This is a genomic window from Arcanobacterium wilhelmae, assembly GCF_029632765.1.
In the GTDB taxonomy this organism is placed as follows: Bacteria; Actinomycetota; Actinomycetes; order Actinomycetales; family Actinomycetaceae; genus Arcanobacterium; species Arcanobacterium wilhelmae.
Genome location: NZ_CP121247.1, coordinates 782,300 through 804,334, shown reverse-complemented (window position 1 = coordinate 804,334; position 22,035 = coordinate 782,300). Strand labels below are relative to the sequence as shown.

Here is a 22,035-nt window from a genome sequence, read left to right as displayed (position 1 = left end):
CACACAGTTTATTACACAATCGCTCATCAGAAGGAGTGGGTGCGCCGAGGGAATAACTCCCCTGCGGTGGCACCACGCAACCACCCAAAATCGCCAACATATGGAATGTTGCATCTCGACAGATGAGATGGCAATATCGACTCATGGAAAACACTGAAGGAAGCGGCGTCGGCGTTCTCGACAAGGCAGCCGCAGTTCTCACCGCCCTCGAAAATGGCCCGCTCACCCTCGCAGGCCTCGTGAGCGCAACCGCTCTCGCCCGCCCAACCGTGCACCGCCTCGCCGTCGCACTCGAATACCACCGGCTCGTTGCTCGCGACTCCTCCGGCTCGTTCGTGCTTGGGCCGCGCCTGGCCGAACTTTCCAAAGCCGCGGGCGAAGATCACCTTCTCGCCGCCGCGAACCCCATTCTCGTCGCGCTACGCGATCACACCGGCGAATCCGCACAATTGTACAAGCGCCAGGGCGATATGCGCGTGTGCGTCGCCAGCGCCGAACACTCGATGGGGCTACGCGATTCGATCCCAGTCGGCGCCACGCTCTCAATGTATGCCGGATCTGCGGCACAGGTCCTCCTCGCATGGGAAGATCCCGAGCAACTCCACCAGGGCCTCAACGGCGCAAAGTTCACCGCGACTGTCCTGTCTGCCGTCCGCCGTCGCGGATGGGCACAGTCCGTCGGCGAACGCGAACCCGGCGTCGCCTCCATCTCGGCACCCGTGCGCTCCCCAAACGGAAACGTGATCGCCGCCGTCTCAATCTCTGGCCCGATCGAGCGCATGGGCCAGCAGCCCGGCCGGTTGCACGCAGGCGCTGTCGTCAGTGCCGCAAACCGTCTGACACAAATCCTGGCGCGTTCCGAGGCCGTCTCGTGAAGAAAACCCTCCTTGTCACCAACGATTTCCCACCGCGCGCCGGCGGGATCCAAACATTCCTCGAAGGATTCGCAACCCAAATCGATCCACTCCAGCTGGTGGTCTACGCTTCAACACCGCCGTCGGGGGCGCAAAGCGCCCTGGAGTACGACGCCACACTCCCCTACCAGGTCGTGAGGTATCCCGGCACCACAATGCTCCCCACGCCGGGGGTTCGCCGCGAGATGCAACAGCTGATCCGCGAGCACGCGGTGGAAAATGTTTGGTTCGGCGCGGCCGCGCCGCTCGGCATCATGGCCAACGCTGCGCGAGCCGCCGGCGCTAGGCGCATCATTTCCACCACCCACGGCCACGAGATCGGCTGGTCGATGCTCCCTGGTTCGCGGCAGACCCTGCGGAAAGTCTTCGCCGACGCCGACGTCGTCACCTACCTGACGAACGCCACTTTGCGCCGACTGGCACCTTTCATTGGCGACACGCCAGTCGTCCAACTCCACGGCGCCATTGATCCTGCAATCTTCGCATTCGACGACGCCGGACGCCAAACTCTTCGTGCCCGCTACGGAATCACTCCTGGCACCTCCATCGTCGCCTGTATCTCGCGTCTCGTGGAGCGCAAAGGGCAAGATACCTTGATCGACGCGTGGCCGCGCGTCACCGCTCGTTTCCCCGGGACGAAACTCGTTATTGTGGGCAAGGGGCCCTACGGTGAGAAGTTACGCGCGCGAGCCGCGGCGAGCACGGCGTCGGCAGACATCGTCTTCACCGGCGAAGTACCCTTCAGCGAGCTTCCCGCCCACTACTCGATGGCTGATATTTTCGCCATGCCGGCACGCACGCGCGGCGGAGGACTCGACATCGAGGGGCTAGGGATCGTCTATCTCGAAGCGTACGCAGCCGGCCGCCCCGTCGTCGCCGGGGATTCTGGCGGCGCACCGGAAGCCGTTCTCGACGGCGAAACCGGCATCGTCACGAACGGTCGGAGCGCCGACGCCGTCGCGGCAGCGATCGAATACTTGCTTGAGGAACCTGCGCGCGCGGCAGCTATGGGCTCTCGCGGGCGCGAATGGGTCGAACAGGAGTGGACCTGGTCCAAAGCGGCCGTCCCGTTGCTCGACTTGCTGAGCTGACTGTAACAGGCGCCGTTCGAGACCTATTTGCGCCAGGCGCGGCTCGTACGGGCGGATCAAGCGTCGTGCTCGTAGCGAACTTGCGCCGAAGCCGGAGCCAGTAGCCACGGGTAGAATGGCGCCTATGAACACATTACTGACACCGTCAACATTGCCCTATGGCGTCCCGGACTGGACGTCCTACACGCCGCAAGATTTCCTCCCCGCGATGGAGGCCGCCATGGTAGCCGAGCGCGAGGCATGGGAAGCGATCGCTGCGAACACCGAACCTCCCACGGTCGCCAACACCCTCGAGGCAATTGAGGATGCCGGCCGTGAAACCGACCGGATCTGTTCGATCATCTTCACCTACTTCTCGTCGATGGGTGGCGAGACGTACGCACCGATCGAAGCCGAGCTCGGGCCAAAGCTCACCGAGCACGAGGCTGCCTTCTACTTGAACAAGCCTCTGTTCGAGCGCCTGAACTCCCTCGACGTTTCCGGCGAAAGCGAAGAAGTGCGCACGTGGATGTCGGATACGCTCAAAGCGTTTCGCATGCACGGCATTGAACTCGAAGGTGCGGCCGCCGATCGCTTGCGCGCGATCGATTCCGAATTGACCAGCGCAAGCATCGAGTTCGGACACCGTGTGGTTCAGGCGATGGAGGATAATGCTCTGCCGGTGGCGAGCGCTGAGGAGCTTGAGGGCGCGTCACCCGCACAGCTGGCCGAGTGGAAGCAGGAAGACGGCACTTACCTCGTTCCACTCGCGAACTTCACCTCGCAGCCGCCGCTTGCGGTTCTTGCGCGCCATGCGACGCGCGTCAAGCTTCACGAGGCGTCGCTCTCGCGTGGCCTGGGTTCGCATTCCGCGTCGGACACGCGCGAACTGGTGAAGAAGATTGTGGGCCTGCGCGCCGAGCGCGCCGCGCTCCTCGGCTTCCCTCACCACGCCGAGGTGGTGGCGCAACGCGAGATGGCCGGCTCGTCGGAAAAGATCATGGATTTGCTCGATTCGGTCGCCTCAAAGGCCATGGCGGCTATGCGCTCTCAGGGCGAGAAGTTGCGTGCGATGGCCGAAGCGGACGGTGAAACTGAGTTCACGGCAGCCGATTGGCCGTTCTACGCGGAGAAGTTGCGCGCCGAGCTGGGCCTCGACGACGATGCGATGCGCCCCTACTTCCTCCTCGAGAACGTGGTGGAGAAGGGTGTTTTCTTTGCGGCGTCGCGCCTGTATGGGATCACTTTTACCCCGCGTGAGGATATCGCCGGCTACGTCCCCACGATGAAGACGTGGGAAGTAAAGGACGAAGCTGGCAACGGGATCGGCTTGTTCCAAGCGGATTACTACCGCCGCCCGGGTAAGAAGGGCGGCGCGTGGATGCATTCGGTGATGGTGAACTCCGCCCACGACGGCACGAAGCCCGTGATCCTCAACAACACGAACTTCCCGCAACCGAAGGCGGGCGAGCCAGTATTGCTTACCTGGGATAACGTGATCACGCTGTTCCACGAATTCGGCCATGCGCTTCACGGCCTCCTCTCGAAGGTCACGTACCGCGGACGCTCGGGCACGAATGTTCCTCGAGATTTTGTGGAGATGCCCTCGCAGCTCAACGAAATGTGGGCGTGGGATCCGCAGGTTCTCGCCAGCTATGCGCGCCATTACGAGACAGGCGATCCGCTCCCCCAGGAGCTTATCGACACTCTGATTTCAGCGCGCACGTTCGGCGAGGACTACGCCACCACCGAGCTGACGGCCGCGATGCTCCTGGACCAGGAGTGGCACCGGATTTCGGCGGGTCAGGTTCCCGACGACGTCGAAGCATTCGAACTCGAGGCGCTGGCGAAGCACGGGATCGAGTTTGTGCCCCCGCGCTACCGTAGTGCCTACTTTGCGCACACGTTCTCGGGCGGCTACGACGCCGGTTACTACTCGTACCTGTGGGCAGACGTTTTGGTTGCCGAGGTACAGCACTGGTGGGGCGAGCAAGGCGAGAATCGTGGTTTCAACCGTCAGGCTGGCCAGCGCTACGTCGAGGAACTGCTCTCGCGTGGATCGTCACGTCCGGTAATGGATTCCTTCCTGGCACTGGTCGGGCACGAGCCGACGTCAGCGGCGCTGTTGGAGCGTCGTGGATTGGCGTAACTTCGCTCGACACATGTGGGTGCAGGTGGCGTGCCATCTGCACCCACTTTTTAGGACTAAAGTTCGCCCTGGACGTAGGACTATCTGCCCACATAATGCAAAATTGGTGTTAGACTGGTCTCAATCCGGCAATGACGCCGGTCACAACATTCTTCTACGCAACGTCGCGAAATTTGAGGAGAGAAAATGGCATACGCAACCACGAACCCGTTTACCGGCAAGGTTGAGAAGGAATTCCCCACTGCTACCCGTGAGGAAGTCGAAGCAGCGATCACGAAGGCGGATGAGACTTTCCAGGAGTGGAAGGATCGACCGATTTCCGAGCGCGTGAAGGTGCTCGCCAAGGCGGCTGAGATTCTCAAGGCAGAGCGCCATGAGTACGCGAAGGTGCTGACAACCGAGATGGGCAAGCTGATCGGCGAGGCAGAGCTCGAGGTTGATCTGTGTGTGGGCATGCTCGAGTACTACGTGGAGAAGGGCGAGGATCTCCTCGCGCCTGAGGTTATCCCTGCGAAGGGATTCGCCGACGGTGAGGTGAAGGCCTACTTTGAGCCGCTCGGAGTGATCTACGCTGTCGAGCCGTGGAACTTCCCGTATTACCAGGTGATCCGTATCGGCGCACCGCAGTTCACAGCAGGCAACACCATCGTGCTCAAGCATGCATCGATCGTTCCGCAGTCTGCATTGAAGATGGAGGAGCTCTTCAAGGAGGCGGGCGCACCAGACGGCCTGCTCGTCAACGTGTTCGCCTCACACGATGCCACCGACCAGATCCTCTCGGATCCTCGCGTGCGCGGCGTGGCACTGACCGGTTCCGAGCCGGCCGGCGCAGCCGTTTCGGGGACAGCATCGAAGTACGTCAAGAAGTCCACGCTCGAGCTCGGCGGCGCTGATGCGTTCATCGTTTTGGACGACGCCGAGGTGGAGAAGGCCGCCAAGTGGGCAGCATTCGGACGCCACTGGAACGGCGGCCAGGTATGCTGCTCCTCGAAGCGCCTGATCGTGGTCGATTCGCTCTACGATCGTTTCCTCGAGGTGTACCGCGACGAAGTAAAGAAGTTCGTGCTCGGCGATCCGATGGATCCGGCCACCACCCTCGCTCCGCTGTCCTCTGCATCGGCCGTTGAAGGGCTCAAGAAGCAGGTTGAAGCGGCAAAGGCCCGCGACGGCGTGAAGGTTGAAGAGTTCGATTTCGAGGTTCCGGAAACAGGCAACTTCTTCCCGCCGATCCTGATGACCGAAATCCCTGCAGGCTCGGAGACTTCCCGCGAGGAGTTCTTCGGCCCGGTCACCCAGCTCTACCGCGTCAAGGATGAGGCCGAGGCTATTGAGGTTGCCAACTCCTCGCCATTCGGCCTGGGTGGTTCAGTGTTCACGTCCGACAAGGATCGTTTCGCTCAGGTGGCACGCAAGCTCGATACGGGCATGGTGTACTGGAACCAGCCCACGGGCGTGAAGGCGGATGTACCGTTCGGTGGCACCAAGCTTTCCGGCTTCGGCCGCGAGCTAATCGAGTGGGGCCTGAAGGAGTTCGTGAACCAGAAGGTCGTGGTTGAGACCAAGATCGACGGCTCGTTCTGATCGACGGCAATAAAAGGAAAGGATCCGATCGAAAGATCGGATCCTTTCCTTTTGTACCCCGTACCGGATTTGAACCGGTGTTACCGCCGTGAGAGGGCGACGTCCTAGGCCGCTAGACGAACGGGGCCTATTATTTTGTTGTAAACCAGAATCTCTTCTGATTCGTACCCCGTACCGGATTTGAACCGGTGTTACCGCCGTGAGAGGGCGACGTCCTAGGCCGCTAGACGAACGGGGCCTTGCGATGACTCGCTTTGAGATAGCTGACGCTATTTCGCTGGGGTACCAGGACTCGAACCTAGACTAAATGAACCAGAATCACTCGTGCTGCCAATTACACCATACCCCAATATGGCGCGTGTTCTTTTCGAACCGCAACGAGAAATATAATAGGCAGGTTCGCACCCACCTAGCAAATTAGATTGCCGTGACCGTGCTCACTCACAGCCGCCCTCCCTCGGGACGCCATCCCGATCCGCCCGAAGCGTCACGCCATGTATTCACGCCTTGCAACGAACCGCTCTGTTGGCGGAACATACAGGGGGCGCGGGCGGGAAGTTCCCGCCCGCGCCCCGCGCACTGCACGGCGAATTAGAACGTGGCAGCGAAGCGCTCGATGCGAGTGAGAGTCTCGTCCTTGCCGAGGATCGACATCGAATCGACCACCGGGATCGACACGTTCGTGCCGGTGAGAGCCACAAAGAGCGGTGCGTAAGCGAAGCGCGGCTTAATCTCCATCGCGGCCACCACCTGCTCGTCGAATGCGGCCTTGATCGCCTGCGGCGTGAACTCCTCAAGCGCGCCGAGAACCTCAACGGCCTTCGCCAGCACCTCAGGGGTGAAATCCTTGAGCTTGTTCACAGCCTTCTCGTTGTATTCAAGCTCATCGGCACCAGCGAAGAGGAAGCCCATAAGGGCCGGAGCCTCGCCCAACAGCTGGATGCGGGTCTGCACCAGCGGGGCCGCCGAATCGAGGTAGTGGCGCTCGGTCTGTGAGAGCAGTTCGTACTTCTCGTTCGAGACCGCACCAGCATTAAACAGGAACGGCACGAGGCGCTGCGCCAAATCAGACGGCTCGAGCATACGAATGTGCTCGGCGTTGATGGCGATGCACTTCTTATCGTCGAAGCGCGCCGGGTTCGGGTTCACATCGTGAATATCGAACTTCTCCACAAGCTGATCCTGGGAGAAAACGTCCTGATCGGCAGAGAACGACCAGCCGAGCAACGAAAGGTAGTTCAGCAGACCCTCGGGGATCATGCCACGCTCACGGTGGAGCAACAGGTTCGATTCCGGATCGCGCTTGGACAGCTTCTTGTTGCCCTCGCCCATCACATATGGAAGATGGCCGAAGTACGGGGTCCACTTCGCAATGCCGAGCTCGATCAGCGCGCGGTAAAGCACCAGCTGGCGCGGGGTGGAGGAGAGAATGTCCTCGCCACGCAACACGTGGGTGATCTCCATCATTGCGTCGTCGATCGGGTTGGTGAGCGTGTAGAGCGGATCACCGTTGCCGCGAACGATCACGTAATCCGGCACCGAACCGGCCTTAAACGTGATTTCGCCGCGCACCAGATCGTCGAACGTCAAGTCCTCGTCAGGCATGCGGATACGCAGAACCGGCTGGCGGCCCTCGGCGCGGTAGGCAGCCTTCTGCTCCTCAGTGAGATCACGATCGAAGCCGTCGTAGCCGAGCTTCGGATCCTCACCCTTGGCGCGGTGGCGCTCCTCAATCTCCGCCGGAGTGGAGAAGGACTCGTAGGCGTAGCCCGCCTCGAGAAGCTTTGCAGCAACATCCTTGTAGATGTCCATGCGTTCACTCTGGCGGTACGGCGGGTGAGGGCCGCCGACCTCAACACCCTCATCCCAATCCAGGTTCAGCCAGCGCAACGAATCAAGGATCTGCTCGTAGGATTCCTGAGAATCACGAGCCGCATCGGTATCTTCGATACGGAACACGAACGTGCCGCCGGTGTGGCGGGCATAGGCCCAATTAAACAGGCAGGTACGCACCATGCCGACATGCGGTGTGCCGGTGGGCGACGGACAAAAACGAACGCGGATCGTATCCGCAGGAGGCAAAGTAGTCATAGTAGTTCCATTCTAAACCCGTTCACGACGCCGGTGCGTAGCGAACGTCCTGACCCTTACGTGGCCCATGGCACGTTCGATATGCTGGATTCATGGGATTTGACTCGACTCTTGATGATCTTCGTTCCTCAGGCTCGCCGAAGTGGTCCGATCCGAAACGGCCGCTCCAACTGTGGCGCGCCGAGATGGATTTCGGGACCGCGCCACAGATTCAGCAGGCTGTGAAGGAAATAATCGATGGTCCCGGCGTCGGGTATCTGGATCCGGAGCAACTGGACGCTCTGCGCGAAGCCACTGCTGGTTTCGTCGCCCGGTTCGGGCTCGACATCTCCCCCAGCCAGGTCAGCCTCGCGCCCGACGTCGTCACGATCGGCAAGTTGCTCGTCACGCGGCTCGCGCGCCCACACGAGCGCATCCTCATGCTCACTCCCGGTTACAAGGGATTCCGCCATGTTATCCCGCTCACTGGCCGTGAGGTCGTGGAAGTGCCGTTCGCCGACGTCGACGGCCGGACCACATTCGACCTCGCGGCGATCGAGCGGGAACTTGACGCCGGGGTCGCCGTATTGATACTGGTCAATCCCGCAAATCCAACCGGCCGCGTCTATACCCGCGAGGAGCTCACGGCGCTCGATGCTGTGCTTTCGCGTTACCCCGCAACCCCCGTCATTGCTGACGAGATCCACGCACCGTTCGTGATGGACGGCGAACACATCCCCTACGCAACAATTTCCAGCAACGCCGCACGCCAGTCGATCACCACGACGTCGGCGTCGAAGGGATGGAATCTGGCCGGCTATAAGGCCGCACAGGTGATTTTCACGAATCCGGCGGATCTGGATACACTCGCACCAGTGTTCGCCGAGGATGAGCTGGCACTGTCCACACTCGGCGTCGTAGCCCAGACCGTCGCATACAACGAATGCTGGCACTGGCAGCGCGAGGCGCTTGCCACGATCCGAGCCAATCGCGACGAGCTCTCGCGCCGAGTTGCCACCTGGCCCGGTGTGAAGCTCACGCCAATGGAAGCAACGTACATCGCGTGGCTCGATTTCTCTGGCGCTTACGATGCCGGCCGCATACCCGCCGACGTCGGGGCCGCAACTCACCTAGAAAAGTTCGGCGTGGCGCTCACCCCGGGCGAGGAACAAGGGCCAGGACTGGAGCGTTTCGCGCGCATGATGATCGCCGAGCCGCCCGCCGTCTTCGCCGAGGCGCTGGAGAGAATTGAATCCGCGCTCGGACTGAAGTAAGCCACACAGAAGAATCGGCGCGAGCTCAGGCTCCCGCCGATCCTTCTTGTGCGTTTCTTCCCTATGCCACGGGATTACGCAACGTGCCGATCCCTTCAATCGTCAAGCGAACGTCGTCGCCGGCCTCAACAGGCACCAGCTCGCCAGGGTGTCCGAGCAGGATCACGTCACCGGGCAGAAGTGTGAAGACCTTGGACATGCGCGAGACGATTTCCGGAACTGAGCGCGTGAAATCCACAGTGTTCCCGCTGGCACGCACCTCGCCGTTCACCTCGAGCGCCATCTCAAGAGACGTCGTATCGAGCGAGGTTTCGATCACCGGGCCGAGCGGCAACGACGTATCGAAGCCCTTCGCCTCGGCCAGCCAGCCCTGCTTCAAAGACGCAACGTCCGTGGCGTCAATCGCCCCCGTATAACCGAAAATCACCTCACCGACCTGCTCCGGTTCCACGTCCTTGCAGATGCGCTTAATAATCACCGCGAGAGAGCCGGCTACGGCGACCTGGGTGGACCAGGTGGGCACAGTGATCGGCACGTCCGGGCCGACGACGGCGGTGTTCGGCTTGAGGAATGCCAGCCCATCGATTTCCTGCCCAAAGTTCCCGGCCACACCCACAACCTTCGAGCGCGGAATCATTGGGGACACAAGGTTGGCCTCCGCCTCACGCACCACCTTGCCGGTTTGTTCAATGCCCGAATAGATCGGGTCTCCCGCAATAATGTGGTAGTTGCCAGTTTCGTCGGCCACGCCAAAACGCGGGCCGGATTCAAGTGAGAGTCGCGCAATCTTCATGCACCCACTGTAAGGCAAAACCTGCCACACTTGTTTCATGATTGTGCTCGAAGAAGAACAGTGGTGGCCGCGAGTCCTTGCCCACCAAGAAGCGGCGAACACGCGAACCGGCGGGCGTCTGGAACGGCAAAGCCATCACACCCCCAACGCGATGGAAGATTTTCTTTACGAGTACTATCCGCTCCGCCCGGGCCGCTTTGCCACGTGGCATCCGGGAATCGCCGACGACGGCGGTGTGGGGCTGGCACGCCCGCGCGGCGGCGAGGCGCTCGCATGGTGGGAGGAACGCTCCCGTAACCGCTGGTATGAGGCTGGCGCCGACGTCGTCATGCTCTCCCCCACGTATTTCGCCGAGCGCGCCCACGGGCTGGAGTTCCAAGCCTCGCTCCAAGAAAAGCTTCTCGAGCGCGAGCCACGCTTTGGATGCTTCGGCTGGCACGAATGGGCCATGGTCTACAAAGCGGACCACCTGCGCCACCCGTTGCCGCTGAGGCTCGGGCAGGAGCAAACCGACCGCGTGGTCGAGGAAGCAAACATTCGATGCTCCCACTTCGACGCCTTCCAGTTCTTCCAACCCGAGGCGAAGCCCCTGAACGCGAGCCAGCCCTCCTACGAAACGGTGATCGAGAACGAACAGCCCGGTTGTATTCACGTCACGATGGACCTGCTGCGCGTCTGCCTCCAATTTCCCCAAATTTTCCCCAGCGAATGGGCGATCCAGGCCTACGATCTGGCACTCGCTGCACGCCGAATCGACCAAGCCGCGAGCCCGTACGATTCTCGTAGTATCGGCGTCGAGCCCATCCCCGTCGAAACGGTGGATGGGCGTGCCGAATACGTCCAGCGCCAACGCGAGGCATATAAAAACGGGAGCGCACTCCGGAAAAAGATAGCCGACGCCCTCGCTCAAGCAGTAGCGCTCGGCCGCGCCCGCTCCTAAAGTTGGCATTACCTGCGAATCCGCCAAGAAAGAAGGTTTGATGAAGAAGAACCGTGACGGAAGCGTCACTCGCAAGTCTCTCGCTACCACGAAGCACTGGATGAACATCCCGTGGATGCTCGACGAACGCGAAAAGCGCGCGCCGAAACAGGTGGCGATCGAGCGCCAGCTCGCGATTGGCACGTGGTCGCCGATGACGGTGGCCGAATTCCAGGCGGATATTCGCGTGGTGGCTCGTGGCCTTGTGGGCGAAGGCCTCGCCGAGGGCGATTCGATCGCGATCTTTGCCGCCACCTCTTATCACTGGAACCTCATCGATATGGCCGCGCTCTCCGCTGGCCTCGTTGTGGTGCCGATCTACGAATCGGATTCGGCGGAGCAGGTGCGCTGGATTCTTGAAGACGCCAACGTGAAATACGTGATCACCGAATCCGAGGCGCAAAAGGCCATGGTCGAATCGGTGGCAACTCCGGAGCTGATGAAGGTTGTCTCGTTCGCCGGGGACGCGATCTCGAAGCTCTATGCGGCAGCTACGGATGTGAGCGATGAGGAGATCGAGCGCCGTAAGAAGAACCTCACCATGGACACGCTCGCCACCGTGATCTACACCTCCGGCACAACGGGCAACCCGAAGGGTGTTGAGCTCACGCACGGAAACTTTGTGCATTCCACGATGGGCGTGCACAAGTTCCTCCCCGTGATCACGATGGCGAAGGATGCCCGCGTGCTCTTCTTCCTCCCGATGGCACACGTGATGGCCCGCGTGGTGTTCTACTACATCATCACGGGAACTGGCGTGGCAGGCCACGCCCCGAACATCAAGAATCTCGTTGCCGACATCACTTCATTCAAGCCCACGGCACTGCTCGTTGTACCGCGCGTTCTGGAGAAGATCTACAACGCTGCGGAAACCAAGGCGGGCGGCGGCCTCAAGCGCAAGATCTTCCGTTGGGCTGCGCAGGTTGCGGTCGATTCGTCGTCGAAGCGGAACGGCCCGATTCTTAAGCTCAAAGTCAAGATGGCACGCAAGCTCGTGTGGTCCAAGATCACCGATGTGATTGGCGAGCAAGTGGATTGGGCAGTCTCTGCGGGCGCGCCGCTCGGCAAGCGACTCGGCCATTTCTACCGTGGCATCGGCCTCAAAGTCCTCGAAGCCTACGGGCTGACGGAAGCTACCGGTGCCACCTCGGTGAACCCGCCGAAGGCTATTCGGATGGGCACGGTTGGCTTGCCGATGCCGGGAACCACATACAAGATCGCCGACGACGGTGAAGTCCTCATCAAGGGCCCGCACCTGTTCCGCGGCTACCGCCACAATCCTGCAGCCACCGCTGAAGTGTTCGACGACGAAGGCTGGTTCCACACGGGCGATATCGGCGAGTTGGACAAGGCGAACTATTTGACGATCACCGGGCGCAAGAAGGAATTGCTCGTGACGGCGGGTGGCAAGAACGTCTCGCCTGCAGTGCTTGAGGATCCGCTTCGCTCGCACCCGTTGATCTCGCAGATCGTGGCCATTGGCGATCAGCGACCGTTCGTTTCGGCGCTCATCACCCTCGATGCCGACATGCTGCCGGGCTGGCTTGCCGCTCACGGGTTGGAAACCACGATGGACGTGTACACCGCCGCGAAGCATCCGGCTGTGCTCGAATCGCTCGGACGTGCGATCGACAAGACGAACAAGCAGGTTTCCCGCGCCGAATCGATCCGCAAGTTCTCGGTGCTCCCCACCGATTTCACGGTGGAGAACGGGCTGCTCACGCCGTCGCTGAAGGTCAAGCGCGCCGAGGTGAACCGCCGTTTCGCTTCCGCGATCGAGAAGCTCTACTCAGGCGCAAAGCCAGAAGAAAAGGGCAAGAAGAAGTAAGGCGGGCAGATATTGTCTCAACGTGGCCTGGGCTGAGCGTTCTCAGCTCAGGCCACGTTTATGCGATGCGAGCTTCAATACGTTCAGCCAGCACGGAATCATCGAGCTCCGCTATCCCGAAATTGTGTGCGTACTGGCGGAAACGACGACAAGCAGCGACAACTCCGGCAACACGGGCCTCGGCTTCCTCACGCGCCAAACCGAAAATTTGATGTGCATCAACCAGTTTGCCAATTGTTCGCCCACGTCCTGAGTGGCCATGCGCGATCGGGGTTGCCTCAATCATCGGAGCGCGAAAGTCTGGCACGATGTCGAAAGCAGGGGCAAGTCGCCAGCCATCAGCCGTCCGCAAGAACCCATAATTTCGCATGTGATCATCCACGCTATCAAGGACAATCGACACCGCAACCCGATCAAACAATGATGCCTTGTCCGCACGAGGATCATCGCAAAGGACGTCCATGACGCTCGCGAGCATCTCAAAGGAGTACGGGTGGGAGGCATCAGGTAGACCGAGCGCCGTGTGCGCAGAAATATATCCGATCCGCTCTCCAGCCAATCCGCGATCAAAGCGCCGCGTTACCAGCGCAGAGGAAAACTCCCCTAGCCTTACGTGACGGAACGGCGCAACTTCGATACCGGCGTCGGAAGCGCAACTCAACGCGACTGCTTCCCACCCTTCCACATCGTCGTCGTCGTCAGACCGGAAAGGAAACTTGACCACACTTAGTCCAAAATCGTCGTCGTGCATGGTCATCTTTGGCCGGGCTCCGCCAAGAGATGACCCTGCGACGGCGATCACCTCGAATTCGTGGTCCGATAGGTGGCCAATCTTCGCCGTCCGTTCGGCAAAATCGTGGAGAACCGTCGTGGACGGGATCTCTTCGGTTTCTGCGCGAACAACTTCTCCGCCGACGGCGATGCGCAAGTTCCCCATGCGCGTGCGGTCGTCGACGTCGGTGAGATACTCGAAAACTGATAGTGAGCGGCCAGGATGGCGCATACCGATGAGCTTTTGTCCCCACGAATCTGGCCCCGCGTCTTCGAGGGCCCCTGGTAGCGAGGGAGCTCCGCCGAAGCTGAGCGTGCGAGAAGTGAGCGGAAGATCTGGGCTTACCGCGTATGCCGATGGGTTATTCAGCTACTGAGGGCTGTAAGCAAACTCGCTCCAGACGAATTTTCCTTCACCAAACCAGGTCAGATGCCCGACTGTCGCATCGCCCATGAGCACATCGAATGCACCACTCATCCCACCCGCTCCTTTTCAGTGAGCATCCACCGAGCACGTGCGGCCTCATTGTTCCACGGGTTGACTGCGTCTAGAACCACGCGGTCCTGCTGCAAGATTTTTAATATCGCGATCGCATCTTCGAAACGCACTGAGCCGATGCCTTGTTCGATTTTCGCAACCGTTTGGCGGGTGATGTGTGCACGATCGGCCACGTCCTGCTGGCTCATTCGCCGGATCTTTCGCCAGTTGCGCATATGGTTGCCAAACTCCTCCAGATTTTTATTCACAATAAAGTCTGGTTGCTTCATCACCCCTCCTATGTTTCATATCAGTAACACACCGACTTACTATGTTGCACAAACATAACATAGAACAATGTGATGTGGAAGGTCAGCCGATTACCCCGGCCACCTCGAGCCGGTAGCCGGCGCCCCGCACTGTGTGGATCATATCGCCGACGCCGGCGCGGGCCAGATGCGTGCGAATCTTACGCACGTACACCTCCACGATGTTCTCGCTCCCTGAAAAATCTGCTCCCCACACGTTGTCAAGAATTTCAGGTTTGGACAGTACTTCGCCCGCACGACGCACAAGGAACGACAACAGCGCAAACTCTGTTGCGGAGAGCTCAAGCGGCGCGCCGCCAGCCGATGCCAGATGCGCGGCCGGATCGATCGTGATCGGACCGCACGTGAACACTGCCGGCCGGGCGGGCGCTCCGCGGCGCGCGAGCGCCCGCAGCCGAGCCACCAGCACGACGAAATGAAACGGCTTGATCAGATAATCATCGGCCCCCAGATCAAACGCGTCGGCCTGATCGTATTCGCCGTCCTTCGCGGTGAGCATGAGAACCGGGGTCCACACCTGTGCCTGGCGAAGCTCGCGCACGATCTGATACCCGTTCTTCCCCGGAAGCATGATGTCGCAGATGATCACATCGTAGGGGTTATTCCGCGCAAGCCAGCTCCCCTCAATCCCGTTTTCGACGTGATCCACGACCATACCTTCGGCCTTCAGCCCGCGCACGATCGACTGCGCCAGCGGCACGTGATCTTCAATCAGCAAGATTCGCATCATTCCTCCTTCGCAAGCGGCAGGCTCACAGTAAAACGGCAGTTGCCGTCCGGCCCGACGCCGGTGGTGAGAGTTGCGCCCATCGCACCAGCGAGCGTGGAAGCGATGGCGAGCCCAAGCCCGGATCCGCCTTCGTCACGTCCACGGTGCTCGTCAAGGCGCACGAACCGGTCAAAGATTTTTTCACGCATCGCCTGCGGGATCGGCGTGCCCTCGTTATCCACGTGGATCTTGACCCACGCGCCGTCCGTTTCCATGCGCAACGCGATCCATCCACTCGAATACCGAAGCGCGTTATCGCCGAGATTACGCAACACATGGTTGAGTGCGGCCTGATCGCCACGCACCGGCCCGTAATCGATGGTGGCGTGCACGTCCCTCCCTGCACCACGCAACCGCGACACCTCGCCAGCCACGCACTCACTGACGTCGAAAAACTCGGCCGCCACACCGGCGTCGTCGGCGCGTGCCAGCGTGAGCATGTCCGAAACAAGCCCGCCGAGCCGCTCAAGTTCGCTCAGCGCAAGGTTGCGATGCACGCGGACTTCGCCCGCACCGGCGTCGGGCGCAGTCTCAACGTGCGCCTGCAACGTGGCGATCGGAGAACGTAACTCGTGTGAGGCGTCCGCAACGAACCGGCGGCGCGCCTCGTCCGAGCGCGCGAGGCGCTCCAGCATTGCGTTCATCGTCGTGGCGAGCCGAGCGATCTCATCGTGGCTCGGCGGAACGCTCACACGTTCACTGCCACCAGCATCCGAAATCGCCTGCACGTCCGCCGTCATTCGTGCTACCGGGCGCAACGAACGCTTCACGGCAACGTAGGTCACCGCCGTCGCTGCTCCCCACATCGCCACAGCAAGCGCCGCCAACACGACGACGGCGGTGCGCACGGTTTCCGTCTCCACCGCAACTGCCACCACGATGCGAGCATCACCCGCAGGGACAGCAACCACCTCGTAGCGCGCCGATCCGACACTCAGCTCACCCGTCTCGGCCTGCGCTGGCAACCACGGCTTGTGAGCAAGCGACGAAAACTCACCCATCTCCACTCGTTCGCGACTGACAACCTGAAGCTCCGCGCCGGCACGCAACGACTCGTCAATGATCTGGGAAACAGGAGTTCCATCCGCCACACGATCAGCCCATGCCTGCGCCTGCGCATACGCCGACTCCCGCGCCGAACTCGCGTTCGACGCCGCCAGCACATACGCGAAAACCACAACGACCGCGGTCAAAGCCAATGCCAATACTGCGCTCGCGGACACTGCCGCACGCACAGAAATAGGCCGATTTTTTAACATCATGCACTTATTATCCCGAGCGCAAAAGCAGCCGGTCAACGCGGCGATTCAGCGGGCATTCAGGAAGTACCCGGCACACTTAAGGCACATTGGAACACAACGAAAGGACACACCAATGGCAAATATCAAGGCAATCATCCTCTCCGGCATCCTCGCCGCAGGCGCAGTCGCCGGCACTGCCCAGCTCGCAAACGCAGCGTCCGCTCCGAGCCCGGCTCCGACGTCGTCAACCACGGCTCCCTGCGCCGACTGTGACAATTGGGCAACCCACGCCAAGGTGACCAAGGCCGACGCCGAAAAGACGGCACTCGCAGCCCACCCCGGCGGGAAGGTCGTCCAGGCTGAAGCCTTCCCGTGGGACGAAAACACCGTCGCTTGGGACGTGGTCGTGGCAGCCGGCGGAACCGAGCACTGGGTCACCGTCCACGGCGACAACGGCAAGGTACTCGACGATCACAAAATCGAGTGCCCCACCGACGCAGACGTGACCACCCTGGACGTGCCCTGCGACAAGTGAAAACCCAACCTCTCAGCGAACAACACGATGGTGGCCGGCGAAAATGCCGGCCACCATCTGGTGTTGAGTGCCGTTTGAGACCATTTATCTTGCCCTGTGTGTACGCGGGTGTGTACGTAGAAAAATAGCTCTGTATCTTTCGTTGATACAGAGCCATTTTGCTGTGCTATGGAATTCCCTTCGGGAATTTCAGCACAACTTCCTGGGGTTTTCTCACGAGGCCTTCGGCCTCGCAGAAAACCCTGCGTCGTTGTGCGCGAGGGGGGACTTGAACCCCCACGTCAAAGACACTAGAACCTAAATCTAGCGCGTCTACCAATTCCGCCACTCGCGCGTGCTCCCCCAGCATAGCCGCCGACGTCGGGAAAGGAAAACCGGGGAACCATGAAACCTTACTCGTCGATGCCGAGAGCCTTCCGGACGCGAGCAACGTGCCCCGTCGCTTTCACGTTGTACATCACCTGAGAGAACGTACCATCGGGGTCGATCACAAAGGTCGAACGAATTATCCCCATCGACACTTTGCCGTAGTTCTTCTTCTCGCCATACACGCCCCACTCGGTAGCAACAGCCATATCCTCGTCGGATGCCAGCGGGAAATTGAGCGCTTCCTTCGCGGTGAACTTCTCGAGCCGCTCCACAGAATCCGGCGAAATCCCGATCACCGAATAGCCAGCGCTCTTCAATGAATTCTCGCTATCACGGAAATCACACGCTTCCTTCGTACACCCGGGAGTCATCGCGCGTGGATAAAAGTACACGATCACGCCCTTCTCAGCGCCAGCCAACACGTGCGACAGCGTTACCTCGCCGCCGCCAGCTACCGGCAGCGTGAAATCCGGAGCCTTGAGCCCAACCTCAAACGTCATCGTTGTCCTCCATTTTCCAACTCGTTGAAAAGCCGCAAACTCACCAAAAGCGCGAACAGCACAAAGCCTACGATCATCGGGACCAGCCCGAACTCCGTCGGCGTCAGGAACGCAACGCCGAGCATGCACCCGGCCACACCATGCAGGAATCGTGACGAGAATGCCCACGCCGCACCCGCAGCGAGCGCAGTCGACACCAACACCAAGATCGAAACCATCCAGTTCCAATCCGATTTGACCAACGTGTACCAGCCGATCAGCACCATCACCGTGGAAAAGGCAAGCGCGAGAGCCATCATCGGCTTTTCATATTTCTTCATACCTCCATCATGCCACGGCTTTGACCAAGGCTCGCGCGGACGCGGCACGCCACATGACGGCAGACCTTCCAGAACACAGCAGACCACGCGAGAATGTTCGTTCCACTTTCCGCGCCACCGTTCACCGCTGGCGCACAGCCTGTCTTTCCCCCGCCTGAAGAGAGCACAATGACGATATGGATGAGATGGAAGAAATGGCCTCGTGGCTCAGCCCGGAAGAACTCGAATTTGTTCGCAACAAAGTGCCGATGCTCTATGTGAACGTTGTGCCGGTGCGCCTCGGCGAATCTGGCGAGGTCGAGGCGGTCGGGTTGCTGCTCCAAGGCGGCGATGATGCCATCTCGCGTTCCATCGTTTCCGGCAGGGTGCTTTTCCACGAAACTGTCCGCGCAGCGGTGATCCGTCACCTGGAAAAAGACCTCGGATCCATGGCTCTTCCGAGAATCCCTGCATCCATGGTTCCGTTCACGATCGGTGAATACTTCCCCACCCCCGGCGAGGGATTCTTCGACCCGCGCCAGCACGCGGTTGCGCTGTGCTACGTCGTACCAATCGCTGGGGATTGCTCCCCACAAAACGACGCCCTCGGCTTTACCTGGTTCGAGCCAGGCGATCTTTACACTCGCGAGCTGTGCTCCGAAATGACGCCCGGGCACGTCGATATCGTCCGCCGTGCGCTTGCATACCTTGGCTACCAGCGCCAACGGCTGTAAATACGGGAAGGATCCGGGCAGTTGCCCGGATCCTTGGTTTTCCCGACGGCAAGCGTCGGCAAGTTGTCCCGACGCCGGAGCGCGGCTTGTGCACAACCGGCTCGTTGGGCTTACGCGCCGAAGACTTCCCTGCGGATTACCGGCGCGAACGCGGTGAAGGCGCGGCCGCGATGCGAGATTGCGTTCTTCTGCTCGGGAGCGAGCTCGGCCGCCGTCACCTCGAAACCTTCCGGCTGGAAAATCGGATCGTAGCCGAAACCGCCGTTGCCTGAGCGCTCGAAACGGAGCGTGCCACGAACCTCGCCGAGTTGCGTGAACTCGCGCCCATCCGGCATAACGAGTGCAGCTGCAGAAACGAAGGCGGCACCGCGGTGCTCAACCGGCACGTCCGCAAGCTGCGCCAACAAAAGCGCCACGTTGGCGGCATCGTCGCCATGTGCGCCGCTCCAACGGGCGGAAAAGATGCCAGGCGCGCCGCCGAGGACGTCGACAACGATGCCCGAATCGTCCGCGAGCGCGGGAACGCCTGCTGCTTGTGCAACGGCGCGCGCCTTGATGAGCGCGTTGCCCTCGAACGTAATGGCATTTTCCAAAGGTTCATCCAGACCGAGCGACGCGGCCGATTCGAGCCCCTCAAGTTCAGGGATCAGCGGGCGCAGGATCGCCTCGAGTTCGGCGACCTTATGTTCGTTGTGAGTGGCGAGAATCAGCTTCATGCAAGCACCGACTCCTGGAGCTTGGCAAGTTCACGGTTTCCCTTCTCCGCGAGGTCGAGAAGCGTGCCGAGTTCGGTTCGTGAAAACGGCTCGCCTTCCGCTGTTCCCTGGATTTCAATGAACTTGCCTGCGCCTGTCATCACGACGTTCATGTCGGTTTCCGCGCGCGAATCCTCCTCGTATGGCAGATCGAGGCATGGATGGCCATCGATCACCCCCACAGAGATCGCCGAAATTGAATCGCGCAGAACTGGCTTGCCTGCGCGAGGGTGAACGTGCCCGTTGGCGATTCCCCACGCCACAGCGTCGGCGAGAGCAACGTAGGCACCCGTGATCGAGGCGGTACGGGTGCCACCGTCGGCCTGGAGCACATCGCAATCGAGCACGATCGTGTTCTCGCCCAGCGCCTCGAAATCAACCACTGCGCGAAGCGAACGGCCAATCAGGCGCGAAATCTCCTGGGTACGGCCGCCGACCTTGCCCTTGACCGACTCGCGCTGGTTGCGCGTATCGGTTGCTCGCGGGAGCATCGCATACTCGCCAGTCACCCAACCCAGGCCCGAATCTTTACGCCAGCGCGGAACGCCAGCCGTGAAAGAAGCGACGCACAGCACTTTCGTGCGCCCAAACTCCACCAGAACCGAGCCTTCGCCTGCCTCGAGATAGTTGCGGGTAATCGTTACCGGGCGGAGCTCATCGGTGGCACGCCCATCTTTGCGAGAAAAATCAGTCATGTTCCAAGCATAACGCGCTCCACAGACGGTGTGACGGCCGGCGCTGGTAGATAACAGTCGGCTGCTTGCACAAGCAGCCGACAAAAACACAAAAGCGTGTTGACAGGATAGGTCCGTCAACACGCTTTTGCTTAGCCTTCTCTCGACTATCGAAGAATCCCGATTCTGCGAAGCTCCGCTAACAATGCGGGAGTCATCTTCTGGGCGAATCCGCGAGCAAGATGATGAGCGTCTTTCACCACTGTGGTGTCACCGATTGCGGGATAGCAATAGTTTGCATCACAAATGTAGTCGTTCATATCCAAGACCTTCGCGCCAAATTCTTTCGCCAACTTCTTATTGATTGGAAAATACTGTTCGTCGACGCTGTCCTTACGCAGAACTGCACACGCACCAGGACGGTCCAGGTTCTGCTGCAAGCACTGCATGACGTCATCACTGAACCGAGGAGTATCTCGGATGAAGACAACCTGCGTGTGACGAGGAATCTGGCGGAGCAAATCGCGCATGGCCGCTTCGTGAGCGGCGAGAGTGATCGGCTTCGTATAGGTGTAGTACGACAGGAGCAGAACATCAGGCGGGTTCTTCTTGATCTTCGCCACAACATTCTTCTTCCACCGCAGGCACGAGGGAACCTCAGTACTTTCTCCAGTCAATCCTCGATCTTGGATGGAGCACGAATCTCGAGTGTTGTACTCGAGAGTGAATCGACCCTGGTTCGCAAGAGTTTCCATCACGGGAGCCCACGCAGCGGCGTGTGAATCACCAGCGACCATCAGGACTTTGGGGCCACGCCCGTTTCCGTAACGACAGCCAGACGGCGTCGTCACCGCTGAGAATGACACAGAAATGTGGCAACCACGACCGGAAGGAATCGACACCTGCTTTTGAGGATTGGTGAAGTCAACGTTAGTGTTGGCGCCGATGAACTTAGCCGAAGTAGGTTTTTCCGCGGAGTGAACCCGGGTGCTTTCTCTTTAAGCGCCTGAGGCGTAAATGACCGCATCGTGTACTGTCGCAGCCGCCCATCAGGGAATACCGCCCTAATCACTTTCGGATTAGCCGTTGGGAGGAAGTTAATGACGGAGCCCCAACCAGTGGAAAGCTTGTTGTAGATATAGAACGCAGTGCCACGGCCGTCCTTTGGAGCATAGAGACGCAATTCGCCATTCTTCAGAACTACCCACATATCCGGGATGCCGTCACCCGTCACATCGGTTGTCATTGAAGTCAAGCGAACAGCGTTCTAGCCGCTACCATAGGTGATTCTGCGCGCGAAGTGACCACGGCCATCGGTCGCGAACGAGCGCAACACGCCGTTGAATGAGGCCATGATGATGGGCTTCCCATTGAAACCCTTCTGCGCAAGGGAAACGTTCTTTGCGCTTCTCCACCCTGTGTTAATCACACGGTTTTTCGCAAAATACCCGTTGCCAAGGCCCGCATAGAAGCGCAAATTACCTCTATTGTCGATCCCGAGGATGTCGACTTTCCCATCGCCGTTAAAATCAACACCGCCGAAAATGTCGCGCATTCCGTTCCAGCCGTAACCAACACGCTTGCGCGGATAGAACGACGTATTCGATCGCGCCGGGTACAACCACAGGTCGCCCTTCGTATCCGTAAGCATCATGTCCTGATACCCGTTGCGGTCTAAGTCACCCGCATTAAACGTATGTGTGATTACTTTCGACGCCCATCCGGTACCGATGTTTTGGAGGCTCCACGATGCCGACGCCGTGGCCTGAGATGATCCTCGATGCGCAAGTTGCGCCTGCGAGGAGTTTGACTGTGCGAAAGACGGTGGTGCGACCATGCCAGCAACTGACAACGCACTTACGCCAACAATCGCAAACACCTTACGCGCGAAATCTTTCATAAATCCCCCGATTAATGAGTAAA

General features: G+C 60.1%; 21 protein-coding genes and 4 tRNA genes. 9 read left to right on the top strand and 16 right to left on the bottom strand.

Annotated elements, in window-relative coordinates:
- Positions 1-143 precede the first annotated feature (143 nt).
- The 4 genes from P8A24_RS03530 to P8A24_RS03515 all read left to right on the top strand — a co-directional run bounded on the left by P8A24_RS03530 (position 144) and on the right by P8A24_RS03515 (position 5,714).
- Positions 144-875 (top strand): IclR family transcriptional regulator, encoded by a 732-nt coding sequence (locus P8A24_RS03530; RefSeq protein ID WP_278059794.1) that lies wholly within the window; start codon positions 144-146, stop codon positions 873-875.
- Positions 872-2,005: a glycosyltransferase family 4 protein gene (locus tag P8A24_RS03525; RefSeq protein ID WP_278059792.1), complete on the top strand. Its 1,134-nt coding sequence runs from the start codon at positions 872-874 to the stop codon at positions 2,003-2,005. The genes P8A24_RS03530 and P8A24_RS03525 overlap by 4 nt, the downstream gene beginning before the upstream one ends.
- Positions 2,006-2,129: 124 nt before the next feature.
- Positions 2,130-4,133 (top strand): M3 family metallopeptidase, encoded by a 2,004-nt coding sequence (locus tag P8A24_RS03520; RefSeq protein ID WP_278059790.1) that lies wholly within the window; start codon positions 2,130-2,132, stop codon positions 4,131-4,133.
- A 186-nt stretch (positions 4,134-4,319) separates the two neighbouring features.
- The gene (locus P8A24_RS03515; protein WP_278059788.1) at positions 4,320-5,714 is read left to right on the top strand and encodes an NAD-dependent succinate-semialdehyde dehydrogenase; all 1,395 of its coding nucleotides are present in this window, start codon (positions 4,320-4,322) and stop codon (positions 5,712-5,714) included.
- 54 nt (positions 5,715-5,768) lie between these two features.
- Here the strand turns inward: P8A24_RS03515 and P8A24_RS03510 are convergent.
- From P8A24_RS03510 to gltX, 4 genes are all read right to left on the bottom strand, one after another.
- Positions 5,769-5,841, bottom strand: a tRNA-Glu gene (locus P8A24_RS03510).
- A gap of 38 nt (positions 5,842-5,879) precedes the next feature.
- Positions 5,880-5,952: transfer RNA gene (locus tag P8A24_RS03505), tRNA-Glu, on the bottom strand.
- A gap of 39 nt (positions 5,953-5,991) precedes the next feature.
- A tRNA-Gln gene (locus tag P8A24_RS03500) sits at positions 5,992-6,063 on the bottom strand.
- 242 nt (positions 6,064-6,305) lie between these two features.
- Positions 6,306-7,805: a glutamate--tRNA ligase gene (gltX, locus tag P8A24_RS03495; RefSeq protein ID WP_278059786.1), complete on the bottom strand. Its 1,500-nt coding sequence runs from the start codon at positions 7,803-7,805 to the stop codon at positions 6,306-6,308.
- A 92-nt stretch (positions 7,806-7,897) separates the two neighbouring features.
- On the opposite strand from gltX, the gene P8A24_RS03490 reads away from it, so the two are divergent.
- A complete protein-coding gene (locus tag P8A24_RS03490) occupies positions 7,898-9,058 on the top strand; it encodes a MalY/PatB family protein (RefSeq protein WP_278059784.1) in 1,161 nt (386 codons plus the stop codon).
- Between the two features lie 61 nt (positions 9,059-9,119).
- On the opposite strand, the gene P8A24_RS03485 is transcribed toward P8A24_RS03490, so the two are convergent.
- Positions 9,120-9,851 carry a fumarylacetoacetate hydrolase family protein gene (locus P8A24_RS03485; RefSeq protein ID WP_278059782.1) on the bottom strand — a complete coding sequence of 244 codons (732 nt, stop codon included), beginning with the start codon at positions 9,849-9,851 and terminating at the stop codon, positions 9,120-9,122.
- A gap of 37 nt (positions 9,852-9,888) precedes the next feature.
- Between P8A24_RS03485 and P8A24_RS03480 the strand changes: the two genes are divergently transcribed.
- Both P8A24_RS03480 and P8A24_RS03475 read left to right on the top strand, forming a co-directional pair.
- Positions 9,889-10,791, top strand: a complete 903-nt coding sequence (locus tag P8A24_RS03480; RefSeq protein WP_278059779.1) for a hypothetical protein — start codon at positions 9,889-9,891, stop codon at positions 10,789-10,791.
- 40 nt (positions 10,792-10,831) lie between these two features.
- Positions 10,832-12,658: an AMP-dependent synthetase/ligase gene (locus P8A24_RS03475; RefSeq protein WP_278059776.1), complete on the top strand. Its 1,827-nt coding sequence runs from the start codon at positions 10,832-10,834 to the stop codon at positions 12,656-12,658.
- A 58-nt stretch (positions 12,659-12,716) separates the two neighbouring features.
- Here the strand turns inward: P8A24_RS03475 and P8A24_RS03470 are convergent, their stop codons facing one another.
- The 4 genes from P8A24_RS03470 to P8A24_RS03455 form a co-directional block, all read right to left on the bottom strand.
- Complete coding sequence (locus tag P8A24_RS03470; protein WP_278059775.1) at positions 12,717-13,661, bottom strand: type II toxin-antitoxin system HipA family toxin; 945 nt, start codon at positions 13,659-13,661, stop codon at positions 12,717-12,719.
- A 242-nt stretch (positions 13,662-13,903) separates the two neighbouring features.
- Complete coding sequence (locus P8A24_RS03465) at positions 13,904-14,197, bottom strand: helix-turn-helix transcriptional regulator (protein WP_278059773.1); 294 nt, start codon at positions 14,195-14,197, stop codon at positions 13,904-13,906.
- Positions 14,198-14,279: 82 nt separating this feature from the next.
- Positions 14,280-14,966, bottom strand: a complete 687-nt coding sequence (locus tag P8A24_RS03460; RefSeq protein WP_278059771.1) for a response regulator transcription factor — start codon at positions 14,964-14,966, stop codon at positions 14,280-14,282.
- Positions 14,963-16,267, bottom strand: a complete 1,305-nt coding sequence (locus tag P8A24_RS03455; RefSeq protein ID WP_278059769.1) for a HAMP domain-containing sensor histidine kinase — start codon at positions 16,265-16,267, stop codon at positions 14,963-14,965. Before P8A24_RS03455 ends, P8A24_RS03460 begins: the two co-directional genes overlap by 4 nt.
- A 112-nt stretch (positions 16,268-16,379) precedes the next feature.
- On the opposite strand from P8A24_RS03455, the gene P8A24_RS03450 reads away from it, so the two are divergent.
- Positions 16,380-16,781 (top strand): PepSY domain-containing protein, encoded by a 402-nt coding sequence (locus tag P8A24_RS03450; RefSeq protein WP_278059767.1) that lies wholly within the window; start codon positions 16,380-16,382, stop codon positions 16,779-16,781.
- Positions 16,782-17,034: 253 nt separating this feature from the next.
- Here the strand turns inward: P8A24_RS03450 and P8A24_RS03445 are convergent.
- The 3 genes from P8A24_RS03445 to P8A24_RS03435 form a co-directional block, all read right to left on the bottom strand.
- Positions 17,035-17,115: transfer RNA gene (locus P8A24_RS03445), tRNA-Leu, on the bottom strand.
- 58 nt (positions 17,116-17,173) lie between these two features.
- Positions 17,174-17,650, bottom strand: coding sequence for a thioredoxin-dependent thiol peroxidase (gene bcp, locus P8A24_RS03440; RefSeq protein WP_278059765.1), 477 nt, complete (start codon positions 17,648-17,650; stop codon positions 17,174-17,176).
- Positions 17,647-17,970 (bottom strand): hypothetical protein, encoded by a 324-nt coding sequence (locus P8A24_RS03435; protein WP_278059764.1) that lies wholly within the window; start codon positions 17,968-17,970, stop codon positions 17,647-17,649. The genes bcp and P8A24_RS03435 overlap by 4 nt, the downstream gene beginning before the upstream one ends.
- Positions 17,971-18,146: 176 nt before the next feature.
- Between P8A24_RS03435 and P8A24_RS03430 the strand changes: the two genes are divergently transcribed.
- Positions 18,147-18,683, top strand: coding sequence for a DUF4916 domain-containing protein (locus P8A24_RS03430; RefSeq protein WP_278059761.1), 537 nt, complete (start codon positions 18,147-18,149; stop codon positions 18,681-18,683).
- A 110-nt stretch (positions 18,684-18,793) separates the two neighbouring features.
- Here P8A24_RS03430 and rdgB read toward each other — a convergent pair whose 3' ends face one another.
- The 4 genes from rdgB to P8A24_RS03410 form a co-directional block, all read right to left on the bottom strand.
- A complete protein-coding gene (gene rdgB / locus P8A24_RS03425) occupies positions 18,794-19,399 on the bottom strand; it encodes an RdgB/HAM1 family non-canonical purine NTP pyrophosphatase (protein WP_278059759.1) in 606 nt (201 codons plus the stop codon).
- Complete coding sequence (rph, locus tag P8A24_RS03420) at positions 19,396-20,133, bottom strand: ribonuclease PH (RefSeq protein ID WP_278059757.1); 738 nt, start codon at positions 20,131-20,133, stop codon at positions 19,396-19,398. Before rph ends, rdgB begins: the two co-directional genes overlap by 4 nt.
- Positions 20,134-20,279: 146 nt before the next feature.
- Positions 20,280-20,963, bottom strand: coding sequence for an SGNH hydrolase domain-containing protein (locus tag P8A24_RS03415; protein ID WP_278060184.1), 684 nt, complete (start codon positions 20,961-20,963; stop codon positions 20,280-20,282).
- A 416-nt stretch (positions 20,964-21,379) separates the two neighbouring features.
- The gene (locus tag P8A24_RS03410) at positions 21,380-22,012 is read right to left on the bottom strand and encodes an FG-GAP repeat domain-containing protein (protein WP_278059754.1); all 633 of its coding nucleotides are present in this window, start codon (positions 22,010-22,012) and stop codon (positions 21,380-21,382) included.
- Positions 22,013-22,035 lie beyond the last annotated feature (23 nt).